Annotated in this window: 13 protein-coding genes; 8 read left to right on the forward strand and 5 right to left on the reverse strand. The window is 63.5% G+C overall.

The genetic code is table 11. The features are described 5' to 3' along the window. The first annotated feature begins 111 nt into the window (after positions 1-111). The gene (locus VN934_03755; GenBank protein ID HXM17907.1) at positions 112-1,179 is read left to right on the forward strand and encodes a copper amine oxidase N-terminal domain-containing protein; all 1,068 of its coding nucleotides are present in this window, start codon (positions 112-114) and stop codon (positions 1,177-1,179) included. A gap of 60 nt (positions 1,180-1,239) precedes the next feature. Here VN934_03755 and VN934_03760 read toward each other — a convergent pair whose 3' ends face one another. Next, positions 1,240-2,805 carry a hypothetical protein gene (locus VN934_03760; GenBank protein HXM17908.1) on the reverse strand — a complete coding sequence of 522 codons (1,566 nt, stop codon included), beginning with the start codon at positions 2,803-2,805 and terminating at the stop codon, positions 1,240-1,242. A gap of 93 nt (positions 2,806-2,898) precedes the next feature. On the opposite strand from VN934_03760, the gene VN934_03765 reads away from it, so the two are divergent. From VN934_03765 to VN934_03795, 7 genes are all read left to right on the forward strand, one after another. Further along, on the forward strand, positions 2,899-3,537 hold the full coding sequence (locus VN934_03765; GenBank protein ID HXM17909.1) for a cyclodeaminase/cyclohydrolase family protein: 639 nt from the start codon (positions 2,899-2,901) through the stop codon (positions 3,535-3,537). Beyond that, positions 3,534-4,388, forward strand: a complete 855-nt coding sequence (locus VN934_03770) for a bifunctional 5,10-methylenetetrahydrofolate dehydrogenase/5,10-methenyltetrahydrofolate cyclohydrolase (protein HXM17910.1) — start codon at positions 3,534-3,536, stop codon at positions 4,386-4,388. Before VN934_03765 ends, VN934_03770 begins: the two co-directional genes overlap by 4 nt. Positions 4,389-4,399: 11 nt before the next feature. Beyond that, positions 4,400-4,990, forward strand: coding sequence for a sigma-70 family RNA polymerase sigma factor (locus VN934_03775; protein HXM17911.1), 591 nt, complete (start codon positions 4,400-4,402; stop codon positions 4,988-4,990). 115 nt (positions 4,991-5,105) lie between these two features. Then, complete coding sequence (locus VN934_03780) at positions 5,106-5,588, forward strand: zf-HC2 domain-containing protein (GenBank protein HXM17912.1); 483 nt, start codon at positions 5,106-5,108, stop codon at positions 5,586-5,588. After that, entirely contained in the window at positions 5,572-6,621 is a 1,050-nt protein-coding gene (locus tag VN934_03785) for a hypothetical protein (GenBank protein ID HXM17913.1), read from the forward strand. The genes VN934_03780 and VN934_03785 overlap by 17 nt, the downstream gene beginning before the upstream one ends. A 254-nt stretch (positions 6,622-6,875) precedes the next feature. Next, positions 6,876-7,487: a hypothetical protein gene (locus tag VN934_03790; protein HXM17914.1), complete on the forward strand. Its 612-nt coding sequence runs from the start codon at positions 6,876-6,878 to the stop codon at positions 7,485-7,487. 60 nt (positions 7,488-7,547) lie between these two features. After that, positions 7,548-7,937 (forward strand): hypothetical protein, encoded by a 390-nt coding sequence (locus VN934_03795; protein ID HXM17915.1) that lies wholly within the window; start codon positions 7,548-7,550, stop codon positions 7,935-7,937. Positions 7,938-8,179: 242 nt separating this feature from the next. Here the strand turns inward: VN934_03795 and VN934_03800 are convergent, their stop codons facing one another. The 4 genes from VN934_03800 to VN934_03815 all read right to left on the reverse strand — a co-directional run bounded on the left by VN934_03800 (position 8,180) and on the right by VN934_03815 (position 12,573). Next, the gene (locus VN934_03800) at positions 8,180-9,211 is read right to left on the reverse strand and encodes a hypothetical protein (protein ID HXM17916.1); all 1,032 of its coding nucleotides are present in this window, start codon (positions 9,209-9,211) and stop codon (positions 8,180-8,182) included. 107 nt (positions 9,212-9,318) lie between these two features. Further along, positions 9,319-10,806 carry a tetratricopeptide repeat protein gene (locus tag VN934_03805; protein HXM17917.1) on the reverse strand — a complete coding sequence of 496 codons (1,488 nt, stop codon included), beginning with the start codon at positions 10,804-10,806 and terminating at the stop codon, positions 9,319-9,321. Beyond that, positions 10,799-11,779, reverse strand: a complete 981-nt coding sequence (locus VN934_03810; protein ID HXM17918.1) for an electron transfer flavoprotein subunit alpha/FixB family protein — start codon at positions 11,777-11,779, stop codon at positions 10,799-10,801. The genes VN934_03805 and VN934_03810 overlap by 8 nt, the downstream gene beginning before the upstream one ends. Positions 11,780-11,781: 2 nt before the next feature. Then, positions 11,782-12,573 (reverse strand): electron transfer flavoprotein subunit beta/FixA family protein, encoded by a 792-nt coding sequence (locus VN934_03815; GenBank protein ID HXM17919.1) that lies wholly within the window; start codon positions 12,571-12,573, stop codon positions 11,782-11,784. Positions 12,574-12,585: the final 12 nt, after the last annotated feature.

The raw sequence follows: 12,585 nt of genomic DNA on the forward strand, positions 1-12,585 counted from the left end.
TGGCTACATGCGCTTCGTTAGAGCTCGCTCGTTTCTGGGTATACGGTGAGAAGATAACTCACCACCTTGGGCAGGGTGCGCTTGCCTGTGATAAATCGGGAAGGCAGATTTATGCGAATCGTTCGTGTTCTGGCGATAGCCACCGTACTCTCGCTCCTCATTCCAAGCGTGGGCCTGCTTCTGTCGGTGCAAGCTCTCGCGGCCGATGTACGCATCATCGTGAACGGCCAATACGTATCGTTCGATCAACCGCCGATCGAGCGCGGCGGGCGCGTGTTTGTGCCTCTGCGCGGCGTTTTCGAACGGCTTGGCGCGACGGTCGTCTACGATAACGGCACGATCAACGCGACCGGCAACGGCCGCAATATCCAACTGCACATCGGCTCGACGGCAGCGACCGTGAACGGCCAACAGACGAATTTGGACGTCGCCCCGTTCTTGGTGGGTGCACGCACGTTGGTGCCGCTGCGCTTCATCTCCGAATCGTTGGGAGCGAACGTCAATTACGACGGCAACTCCCGCACGGTTTCCGTGGCGATGGCCGGTGCGCCGCCGCCGCCGAATCCGACGGCGACTCCGGCGTCCAATACCATTCGATTGACAAACCTTAACCCGCCGCGAAACGGTTCCGTGCAATCGAATCGGCCTGCGGTGTCCGGCGGGTTTAGTTCGTCCGTCGACCCCAACAGCGTGAGGATCACGATTGACGGGCGCGACGTGTCGAGCACGACCTACGTCTCCGCTAACGACTTCCTGTTCTCGCCGAACTTCGATTTGCCGGCGACGCAACATACGGTTGTGGTCACGGGCAGGTCCGCGGATGGCGTCCCCTTCAGCCGCAACTGGTCGTTCGGCTCCGGCGGCAGCACGACCGTGAACTACCTCAACAACCTGTTGCCGGCCAGCGGCTCGACCGTGGGCAGTCAGTTCACCGTTTCGGGTAGAACGCTGCCGAACTCTAGCATCCACCTGGCGGCGACGGGCTCAGGCGTGTTCGGAGGCATCTTCCAGATCACGTCGGGCACGTACACCGCAGATCTCACCGCCGACGGCAACGGTAACTTCTCGCAACAAGTAAGCGTGAACACCGTGTCCGGCGGCAACGTCGCGGTGCGCATCACCTCGACCGCGCCGGGTACCGGCGCCGCAGTCACGGCGACGATCAACCTGCACAGTTAGACACGAGTACCAGCAACAACGTGAGCTGAGCCGGACCTGAAAAGATCCGGCTCTACTTTTTTATAGATCGTTGACGGAGAGTTTGATGTCGGCGTGCTTCCACGCGTCATCGAATTGACGCGTCACCTCGAGCGCGTCGGCGCTCTTGCCTTGCGCCTGCAGCGCCGCCGCCAAACCGAACAGCGAGCGCGGGTTCTTGGGATTGCGGGCAAGGTCGTCGCGGAAGACGCTTTCGGCTCGAGCGCTCTCCCCGCGGCGCAGCAACGCCCCGCCGAGCGCTTCGCGCACCGGGAAGTACCAATCGGGGGGCTCGGTGTACACCAACCGGTCCTGCGTCGCGACGGCGCTCTGCAGCCGTGCGATCTCCTTTGCGGAATCTCCGCGCGCGCGCTCGACGGCCGCATCGAGCACGTCTTGCGCCATGTGGATCAGACTAAACGAGCTGTTGTTGCTGCCCGCCTGCGCGAAGAAGTGCACGCTCGTCGTCGCCTGATGCACGGCGTCGCGCTCCGGCGCAACGGCGTCGAATTGCTTTCGCGAGACGAGCGCCATGCCACGCCCGAAGTGCCACATGACCGTGCGCATGCCCCGCCCGTTCTCTTGGGGTTTGGGCATCGAAAGCAGCTCATCCCAGCGATGGAATCGCAGCGCATCGTAGGTGACGGGAACCACGTCCTGCTGATCGGCGAGCTGTTTCGAGATGCGCGCCGCATCCGCGCTGTCTCCTTCCATCTCATAGCCGCTCACCAGCATCGTCAGGTTATGATTGTAGTAGCCGGAAGCTTCGCTGTCGTCGGGACCCATGTGCAGGTACGCGCGATCGTGCGCCGTCGCGTGCTCGTTGCTGCTCGTGGCCTTGTCGTAGTTGCCCGTCCGCATGTAGATGTGAGCCGGCATGTGGACGAGGTGCGCGGCGGCGTCCTCGAAATGCATCGCATCGAGGCGCCCCGCCGAGATGAGCGCGCGCTCGGGATGGCGTGACTCCTCGACGGCGTGGATATAGAAATGATTCGCGCCGATGTGCAGCGGGTCGCGCCGCATCACCGACTCCAGCGTTGCGATGACCTCGTTGGTGCCCTCGACCGGCGCGCCGTCCGAGGTGAACCATTTCCACGGGTGCAGCTCGAGGCCGCTTTCGGCATAGAGGGTGGCGGCGTCGAGGTCATCCGGATAACGCGCGACGAGGCCGGCCATCGCGGCATGATACGCGACGGCGAGCGCGCGCAGATCGCGCCCCGGATCGGACGAGTAACGCGCTGCGAGCGCCTCGATGTAGGCCTTCTCTTCATCGGATGCATAGGGTTCGAGCGTTTTCGCATCGACCACGTCGTCGTATGCGGCTTTCTGACTTTGGCTGTCGGCCGTTGTGTTCACGTTGGAACCCTGCGCGATCCCCATGCCCCACCAGCACATCGCGCAATGGGGGTCGGCCTTGGCAGCGCGCTCGAACGCTTTGTACGAAGCGGCGCGGTTGTACGAATAGAGCAGCGTCAGGCCTTCGTCGAAAGCGTCTTGCGCAGCGGCGACGGTGGTGGAGATCGGGTGATGTTGGAGGGAGAACTGTCCGCCGGCGAGCGCCGGTGCGTTGAGCAGACATAGGACGAGAACTATGATGACTTGTTTCAATGTGACTCCATTTACAAACAGATAGGGCATGGCCGCGCGCGGCTGGAATCGCCTTCTACCATCCAGCTCGGGAATCCTCAAAGAGGGTCGCTTGTGAGTCTTGCCGGTCTATCGATCGAGGAGTACGCTCGCCGTTTGGGTTCGTCGGATCCAACGCCGGGCGGCGGCAGCGCGAGCGCCGTCGTCGGCGCGATGGGGGCAAGCCTGGTGCGAATGGTCGCGCTCCTCACCCTCGAGTCCCCGAAATACGCGGCAGTCGCCGCGCGCGCCGACTCGATCGCTCGCGATGCAGAAGCGCTGGCCCGCGAATTCTTGCGCTCCGTCGACGAAGACGTCACCGCGTTCGACAAGGTCAGCGCGGCGTACAAACTGCCCAAGGCAAGCGACGCCGAAAAAGCGGCTCGAACGGCGGCCATCCAAGCGTCCCTGCGCGGCGCGTGCGATCCTCCGCTCCAGGCCATCACGCTTGCGCAGCGGACTTGCGCGCTCGCCGTCGAGCTGGTCGATTTCGGCAACCCCAATGCGATCAGCGACATCGGCTGCGCGGCGCTCTTCGCGCAGGCGGCCGCGCGAGGCGCCGCGCTGAACATCGCGATCAACGCAAAGGCGCTCAAAGACGAAAGCGAGGCCGGGCGCGTGCTCGCGCGCATGACGACCAGCCTCGCGCAGGTGGGTTTGCTGGCCGAGGTCGTCAACGGCAAGGTCAAGAGCGCCATCGGATCGAGATCGTGACCGCGGCCGTCCTGAGCGGCCGCGAGCTCGCCGACCGCATTCGCGCTGACGTCCGCAACAGAGCGCGCGCTTTGCGCGAGCGCGACATCGTGCCGCGCTGCGCCGTTTTTGCCGCCGAGGGCGATGCCGAAGGGATCTACTACGCCGAATCGCTCTCGAAGGTCGGTTTGAAAACCGACGTCGACGTCGGGCTCGTCGTGATCCCGTCGAAGGCCGGCACCGCCGGTTTTGCTGCAGCGGTGGCGGGCGCGAGCGCTGACCCTTTGATCCACGGGATCCTCGTGCAGCGCCCGTTGCCGGCGCCGTTCGACCGCAGGCGGGTGTGCGATGCGATTGTCGTCGGCAAAGATGTCGACGCATCGAATCCATACTCGTTCGGTCTGCTGGCACAAGGCACGCCGGCGTTCGCGCCGGCGACGGCCGCGGCGGTGCTGGAGCTTGCGCGGTCGCGCTCCGTGGTTCCGCTAGCAGGCGCAAGCGTCGTCGTGGTCGGTCGGTCGCCCGTGGTCGGCAGGCCGGTCGCGCTGCTGTTGTCGGTCGCCGACGCGACCGTGACGCTATGCCACTCGCGGACGCGGGATCTCGCGTCGGTATGCGCGCGGGCCGACATCCTCGTGGCGGCGATCGGAAGACCGCGCTTCATCGGCGCCGCTCACGTCAAGCCGGGCGCGACCGTCATCGACGTCGGCATAAACTTTGTGGACGGCCGCATGGTCGGCGACGTCGACTTCGATGCGGTGAGCGAAATAGCAGGCGCTGTTTCTCCCGTGCCCGGAGGCGTCGGCCCGGTGACGACGTCGATTCTGCTCAGGCACGTCGTCGAAGCAGCGGAAAAGCTCAAAGGCCCTTAGAAACTGCCCGCGTGTCCACAGCACGCGCCGGCAACGGCGGGGCGCCTTCGCCAGAACAAATCGCCTTCGTCGAAGAGGCGATGGCGAAGTTCGGTCGCCAGACGTACAATTACGCCTATCGCCTGACCAGCAACGAAGCGGACGCGCGCGATCTCGCGCAAGACGCGTTCATCCGCGTGTTCCGCGCCTGGCAGTCGTTCCGGCCGGGCACGTCGTTTCTCGCGTGGATCTACCGCATCGTCACCAATCTGCATCGCGACGAGCTGCGCCGCCGCAAGGGCATCTTCACGCAGCCGCTGCCCGAAGACAACCAACCTCAGGAAACGCCGCATGCCGTGACCGTGCACGATCCGATCACCGCGATGCACGAGCAGCAGCTTTCGCCGGCTATGGATCGAGCGCTGCGGGGACTCACGCCCGAGCAACGCACGGTGGTGATCCTCGCCGACGTCGAAGACTATTCGTATCAGGAAATCGCCCAGACGGTAGGCTGCTCGATCGGCACGGTTCGGTCGCGGCTTCACCGTGCGCGCTCGCAGTTGCGGCGGCTGGTGCAGCGCGAGCGCACGCCCGGTGTCGGTGGCGGAGCAGCAAGCATATGACCCGCATAGTGGAACGACTTTTGGCTCATCGTTGCGGCATCGTCCCGCAACGCTTTACCTCTACGCTGCGTTACCTATTTCAGGAGGAGTCTGCGTGCAACGCCAGACTTATATTATGACTTGCGATCTTTGCCGAGAATTACTGACCGACTACATCCACGGGGAGCTCGACGCCGCCCGTGATGCGGCCATACACGGTCACATCCAATCGTGTGTGGACTGCCGCAACGAGTGGCAGGCCGAAGTGGAGCTGACCGAGTCGATCCGCAGCGCGATGGGCGAAGAGCGCGAGCTGCCGATGGCTGTGGTCGTGGGCGTTCGTCACGCGATGCGCGGACAAGCCGCGCCCGGCATGCTCGAGAAGCTTCGCGCCGCGTTGCGGCCTGCGATCCTCGGGCCGGCGGCCGCCGCGGTCTTGCTGGTCATCGGCATCGTTCGCTACGATCAGGCGCAGCACGCTACCTCCGCGCTTTCGTCTTCGTACTTCGTGCGCCAGCACGTCGCGCAGACGATCGGCTCTCCGTCCAACGATCGCGCGTGGGACGCGTACCTCCTGACATCTGCAAACGCCAACACCGCGGATGTCGTTTCGCCTTAGCGGGCTTTTCAGCCGCTGCGCGATCATCGTAGCCGCGCTCATGGCGGCCGCGGCGCCGGCGTTTGGTGCTTCGACCGCGCTTGACGGCCTTTCGCTGCTCACCCAGGCGGTCGCCGCCGACGACCGCGTTTCGTTTTCGGGCACGGTCACCTCGGTCGTCTACGATCGCGAGTCGGCAAACGCGACGGTCGTGCGCATCGATCATCTCGCGCCGCACAGTTGGCGGCTGTGGTTCGTAGCTCCGGCGGACGCGTACGGCCGACTGATCTTGTCCAACGAGTCGGTGGCCTATCAGTACGAGCCGAAGACCGGCAAAGTGTTCAGCAACGATTGGGGTCTGCTCGCGCCGGGCATTGACGCGGCGCTCGATCTCGGGCGGGTGCAGCAAAACTACGCGATCCAGGTCGGCGCCGAGACCAGCGTCGCCGGGCACAAGGTGCTGACGCTTTCGCTCGTCTCGAATTTCTCAGACGCGCTGGTGCAGCGCCTGTGGATCGATGAGGTCACGAAAGTGGTGCTGCAGCGCGAGGCGTATCACGCGGATGGGACCATCGCCTCGAAGACCACGTTCGACAACATCAAGTACGTCAAGAGCTTGCCGGAGGAGCTGTTCCGCCTCACCGTGCCGGCCGGCATGACGCTCGTGCGCGGCGCGGCCTACGGCAAATCGACGACGGACGTTGCGACTCTCGCCGCCAACGCCAAATTCAAGGTCGTAGCGCCGAAGAGTCTGCCCAACGGTTTCTCGCTTCAGAAGGCGTCGACCGAGACGCGCGACGGCGTTGAGACGGTCCAACTCATCTACAGCGACGGCTTGCGCACGTTCTCGCTGTTCGAGAACGCGACGGCTCGGCTGCCGAAGTTCGAAGGCGCGGCGCCGAAATCGATCAGCGTCGGCGGTCAGGCAGGTCAATACGCGTTGCTGTCCGGCCAGTCGATTCTGTCCTGGAACGCCGGCAAGCTCAATCTGACGATGGTCGGCGACGTGGGACCCAAAGAATTAGCGCGCATCGGCGCGGCGCTTAGGCCGTAAAACGCGACTGGGGCTAAACCCGCACCTCGGCAGACCACGCCCCCACCATTAGCTGTCTCGGTTGCCTCCCGCACCCGCCTCCCAAGATCACAACGCGCACACACAGATCCTCGCCTACCATTTTCGGTGCTAGGCTAGGCTTAAGTTTGCGGACTTCACTAGTGGCCCCGCGACGTCTTTCTGGCAGACTGAAACGTGGAGGTATCCGGGTAGAGAGCCTGGGCTAGCTCCTTGCGATTGCTTGTGGAAGGGGATTGAATCTCCGCATCATGCGCAAACATTGGTCCAAGCCGCTCGTAGTGCTTTGCCTCTTATCGGTGTCGGCCACTGCCGTAGCTAGTTGTTCGAATTCGCTGGGTCCGGCTTCTGGAACGATTGCCGGATCCGGTGCGTTTCAGACAAACACAAGTCTAATCCCTGGGACGGATAGCGGCATTAACGCCTGCGTCGCGGCTCTGCAGCAGATTCTACAAAATGCTGGGCTTCCTACGCTCGGCAATGGTACGGTCGGCGTCGAGCGCTTCGTTGATGCTTTGCGCACCGGCTGGGCGAGTCAGCCGTACGGAACGGCGACAAACGGTTCGCCGGGGCAGCGTGGCTCCATCGCGATCGGTGTCACGCAGTCGCAGGCAGTTCAGGGCGACATAGTCGTACAGGGAGACGGCTACCTTGGCAACGATGGCGAGAACCACGTCGGGATTTGCGAGAACAACGGATGCACAATGATCCTGTCGAATGCCAGCCGCTCGGACCCCAGCGTTTCGTGCGTCGCCCCGTGCTTTGGCTGGGAAGCCACGAGCGCAGACTATCAAAACGCCTTTAATCCAGTGAATCCAAGCGGCTATTACCACTTGGCGCCTTACTAATCGATAGTGATAAGGAGCGCGAAGGACAGAGTGAGAAAAAAAACTTTAGGACTCCTTTGGATGTCGGCCTTTCTGTTGGCCCTGATTATCGTAGCGATTGTTCCCAACCGCGCCGTGCTGGGAGGTGGGACTCAATCCGATCTTGTGCAACTTGAAGAGCTGACCAATAAGAAACTCACCGGCGTTTACGCTGTGCCCGCGCAGCCGCAAATCACTTATTACGCAATTGATTTGAACTCTTCTCCGCCCTACGCCCTGGTCGACTGGATCGGTTACAGGTTTGCGGGCGCTGAATTCGTGGCCACGAAGAGCAAGAGCGGCATTTGGTCACTGACGTTCGGATCTGGTGGGCTTTACAGCACACAGGAGCTCATCGACTACGGAGTGCCCTCGGCCGTGGCGACATATCTCAAGGCCAACATGAAACCGTTGCCGACGCCGACACCGTAGCGAAAACATCGCCGCCCAAACCCTTTTCTATCGAAGAGGTGGTTTCGAGTCCTGGGATAAGACGACCGACGAGGGACGCCGGACGCGCGTAACACGGCCGAGCGAAAGTAAGTTGCCGAAGACTCGGAGGAAGAGAACTCCGTCGGTAGTTGCTTATATCGTTTAATTCGGAGCCTCCCTTGGCACGGACCTAAAGGTCCGTGGCTACGTATACGCGGGTCCGTGGCTACGAAGGTCCGTGGCTACATTACCAGCCAGCGAAGCGCTTCAGCGGTCATCGCTGCTAGGCGCTTGTCTGCGGGCACGCGCGCCGCGGGCACGGCCGTGCGAGCCGAACACGCGCCAAAGGAGCGCGCCAAGGCTTCTCCGCTCGCCTTGAGGTTCTCGAGCGAGTAGCCGCCTTCGAGGACGAGCGCGATGCCGGCGCCCGCGTCCGCGCCGGCCTGGCCGATGAGACCACACAACGCATCGACTGCGCTGATGTCGATCGGCAGGCCTGCGATTGGATCGCCCGCTAGAAAGTCAAACCCGGCGGACACGACGATCGTGGCCGGCTTGATCCGCCGGGTCGTGGCCGGCAGCAACGTCGACCAGACGGCCACAAAATCTTCCGTGTCGGTTGAGTGCGCGAGCGGGATGTCGATGACGAAGCCGTTGTTTGCGACTTGGGATTCGTCGAACGCGCCGGTGCCGGGATATGCCGGATAGGCATGCGTCGAGATGAAGCCGAGCGGCGGTCCGGGCCGCGCGTGGGCTTCTTCTACCCACGCTTGGGTGCCGTTGCCGTGATGGTAGTCCAAGTCGACGATGAGGACGGCGCCGTTCGCGCGCGCGTGCGCGGCCGCCAGCGCCGCGTTGTTGAGAAGGCAGAAACCCATGCCGCGCGCGGGTTCGGCGTGATGCCCGGGCGGCCGCGTGACCCCCAGCGCGGGCGCGTCGACGCGAGCACGCTCGGAGGCCGATACCGCGGCGCCGGCGGCCAGCAGTGCGATCTCGAAAGAATCATGCCCGACCATGGTGTCGCCGGTGGGAAGTTCGCCGACTTCGCCCGGCTGCAGCGACTCGCAATATCGCTCGATCAGACTGAGGTACGGCTCGTCGTGCACGCTCGCGAGCGCGCCACGATCCAGCGGCGTCGGGGCGATGAACGAATCGGGCGCGCTTCCGCCCTGCGCGAGACCCTCTATGAACGCCGCGAGCCGCGCGGGCCGCTCGGGATGGCCCCGCCCGGTAAGGTGCTCGGTGAAGCGATGGTGATAGAAGACTTGGAGCATTTAAGGAATCAGCACACTCCCGGGGCTAAAGCCCCGGCACTACACACATGCACGGACCTAAAGGTCCGTGGCTACATTTTACCCGAGCTTCGCTCGGGTCGCTACATTTAGGAGCTGAGGGTTTTGATGTACTGACGCGCCTTGTCCGCGATCGGGCCCTTCGGTATGATCACGAGGAAGTTCCGATACGCAGCGATGGCATTGCGCTTGTCGCCCATCATCCTATCGGTTTCGCCAAGCGCATACCAGAGCTGCGGATCCGGGTGCCCCTTCGTCTGGTGTGACGCGAGCGCTTCGAAGGCATCGCGCGCCTTTCGATACTGCTTCAGGTTCAAGTACGAAAGCCCGAGGTTGAACAGCGGAGTGTAGCCGCGCGTGACCTCGAACGCGCGCTGATACGTGTCTCTGGCCTGCGCCCATTTCAGTTGGAGGGCGTACGTTTCGCCGAGCGTCATCAACACGTCGGGGTTATTGGGATCTTGCGCCGAGAGTTTGCTGAGGAGCTCTTGCGCTTTGCCGTACTGCTTTGTCGTCAGCTCGATGCGCCCGTATTCGAAGAGCGCCCGTGGGTCGTTGGGCGTGAGCGCCAGCGCTTGATCGTACTCCTGCGCCGCTTTTTTATAATTCTTCTCGTTGACGTCGTATTCGGCTTGGAGCAAATACGGCTCGGCTGACTTCGGATGGTCCTTGATCGCTTGGGCGAACGCCTGACGCGCCGGATCAATCATCTTCTTCGAAAGGTAGAGCTCGGCGATGTCGTCTTCCGGTTCGACGCGATCCGGTTGCAGCTTCACGATCGTTTGCAGCGCGGCCAGCGCGCCGGCAACGTCGTTCTTCGCCGCCAATGCCTCGGCTTTGGCATGCAGTGCATCGAAATTCTTGGGATCGTCGGCGAGGATCAATTGGAACTGCGCGAGGGCGAGGTCCGGGTTAGCATTCTTGGCGCCCAAGTACGATCGGCCCAGGAGCATGTGGGCGCGAGCGTCCTTCGGTGAGAGCGCGAGCGCTTGGTTCAGCGTCTTGCGGCCTTCGTCGAGCTTGCCCTGATCGAGCTGCACGGTGGCCAACGCGATGTAGCCGAAGCTCTCTTTTGGATGCAATTGGATGGCTCGGTTGGCGATGCGCGCGGCGTCGTCGAGGCGGTTCATCGCGAGATACGCGTCCGCGAGGTTCGAGAGAACCGCTTGGTTGGCGGGATCATCGCGCTCCGCGCGTTCGAATGCCGTGACGGAGTCTGCGGGGTCGTTCAGCTCGCGGTCCGCGATGCCGATGTAGAACCATGCCTCGGCGTCTTCCAAGCCGAGACGCACGGCGTTTTCGAGCTGGTCGCGGCCTTGCGCCGTTTTGCCTGTTTGGACGAGCAGCACACCCAGTTCCGCACGCGCGCTGCGATCGTTCGGATTGTCTTTGACCGTCTGCGAAAGGGTCGCGATGCGCTCCTCCGGGCTTGGCGTGGGGGAACCGCTTGGCGACGCGCTTGGGGTCGGGCTGCTCGCGGGCGCCGCTTTCTTCGCTTGCGCGAGGTCAGGCGGACCCGCCAGCCCGGCCAACAACGCGGCGAGCGCGAAGAGCGCGATGATGATCCGGCTACGCATTGGCGCGACGCTCCTTCACGAGTTTGGTCAGCTCGGGCACGATCCCGAAGAGATCGCCGACGACTCCGAAGTCGCAAAACTCGTAGATCGGCGCGTTCCCGTCCTTGTTGATGGCGACGATGAGACCGGCGCTGCGCATGCCGACCTTGTGCTGAATGGCGCCCGAGATGCCGCACGCGATGTACAGCTGCGGCGAGACGGTCTTGCCGGTCTGCCCGACTTGGTGCGAGTGCGAGATCCAGCCCGCGTCCACCGCGGCGCGCGAAGCGCCGACCGCTCCGCCCAGGGCTTCGGCGAGCGCTTCGATGATGTCGAAGTGCTCCGGGCCGCCGAGTCCCCGGCCGCCGGAAACCACGATGCTGGCTTCCTCGACGCCAAGCTTGCCGGCCTCTTGCGCGACCTTCTCCTCGATCACCGCCTTGTATTGCTTCGCGGGCGGCGCCGGCAGCTTCGCGATCTCGCCTTTGCCGGGTTGCTGGCGCGCGATGAAACTGTTGGCGCGGCAAGTGATGACGCCGTATTCGGAATTCGCGAAGCGGATCGTGCTGACGACCGAGCCGCCGAACTTCGGCGACTGCACGACCACCGCGCCATCCTTGATCGCGATGTCCGTGGCGTCCGTGATGACGCCGGCTGCGAAGCGCACGCCCATGCGAGCGGCCATGTCCTTGCCGCCGTTGGTGCCGGGGCTGAGCAGCAGCGCCGGCCCCGAATCCTTGAGCAGTTGTTCTAGCGCGTCGGCGGCCGGGTCGGAGTGAAACGAGCCGGTCGGCACGTCTTCGCCCACATGGATCTTGTCGAGCGGCGTGGACTTGAGCTGCTCTGCCGCCGCGGCGGCACCCTTGCCCAGCACGACGCCGGCGCAGGGCAGGCTCAACTCTTTGGCGATGTCGGAGCCGCGCGTCGCCATCTCCAGGCCGATGCGGCGCAGCGCTCCTTCTTCTTGTTCGACGTAGACGATGACGGACTTCAAAATCAGATCACCTTTTTAGAAACGAGAAATTCGAAGATTTTGGTAGCGCCTTCTTTGGGGTCGGAGACGGTAATGACGGTCCCCTTCTGGCGCGCGCCGACCGGGGTGAAGGCCTCGACCTTGGTCTTGCTGCCGGCGTCGCCGAGCCGGGATGCCTCGGCTCCGATGTCGGCCAGGGTGAGCGCCTTGACTTCCTTTTTCTTGGCGCCCATGATGCCTTTGAGGGTCGGATAGCGGGGCTCGTTGATGCCCTTGGTGACCGATACCAGCGCGGGCAAGGGCGCGCTCACGCGCAGGTAGCCGCTTTCGGTCTCGCGCTGGATCTCGATCTTGCCGTCGCTGACGGTGACTTTTTTGGCGTAGGTGAGGCACGGCACGCCGAGATGTTCTGCGATGGCGGCGGGCACGACGCAGCAGATCGCGTCGGTGCTCTGCGTGCCCGAGAGGATGAGATCGAAGCCGATGTGCTTGAGCGCTTGCGCCAGCACGTAGGCGGTGGCCATCGTGTCGCTGCCGCCGACCGCGTCGTCGGAAAGCAGCGCCGCGTTGTCCGCGCCCATGCCGAGCGCCTTGCGCACGATTTCGAGCCCGCTGGCGGGCGCCATTGTGAGGATCGTGACGGTCGTGTCGCCGCCGAGCGCTTCCTTTATCTTGAGCGCTTCCTCGATCGCGTACTCGTCGAACGGGTTGAGGACGTTCTCGATGCTGCTGCGGTTCAGGCGCTTGGTGGCAGCGTCGAACGTTTTTTCCGCATTCGTATCGGGCACTTGCTTGACGGTGACGACGATTTTCAAAAGTAGGCGCTC

The sequence above is a fragment of the Candidatus Tumulicola sp. genome (assembly GCA_035601835.1).
Classification (GTDB): Bacteria; Vulcanimicrobiota; Vulcanimicrobiia; order Eremiobacterales; family Eremiobacteraceae; genus DATNNM01.

Coding starts and splice junctions, on each gene's coding strand:
- VN934_03800 (HXM17916.1), bottom strand. CDS start 9,211: ATGCTCCAAGTCTTCTATCACCATCGCTTCACCGAGCACCTTACCGGG.
- VN934_03755 (HXM17907.1), top strand. CDS start 112: ATGCGAATCGTTCGTGTTCTGGCGATAGCCACCGTACTCTCGCTCCTC.
- VN934_03795 (HXM17915.1), top strand. CDS start 7,548: ATGTCGGCCTTTCTGTTGGCCCTGATTATCGTAGCGATTGTTCCCAAC.
- VN934_03780 (HXM17912.1), top strand. CDS start 5,106: ATGACTTGCGATCTTTGCCGAGAATTACTGACCGACTACATCCACGGG.
- VN934_03785 (HXM17913.1), top strand. CDS start 5,572: ATGTCGTTTCGCCTTAGCGGGCTTTTCAGCCGCTGCGCGATCATCGTA.
- VN934_03805 (HXM17917.1), bottom strand. CDS start 10,806: ATGCGTAGCCGGATCATCATCGCGCTCTTCGCGCTCGCCGCGTTGTTG.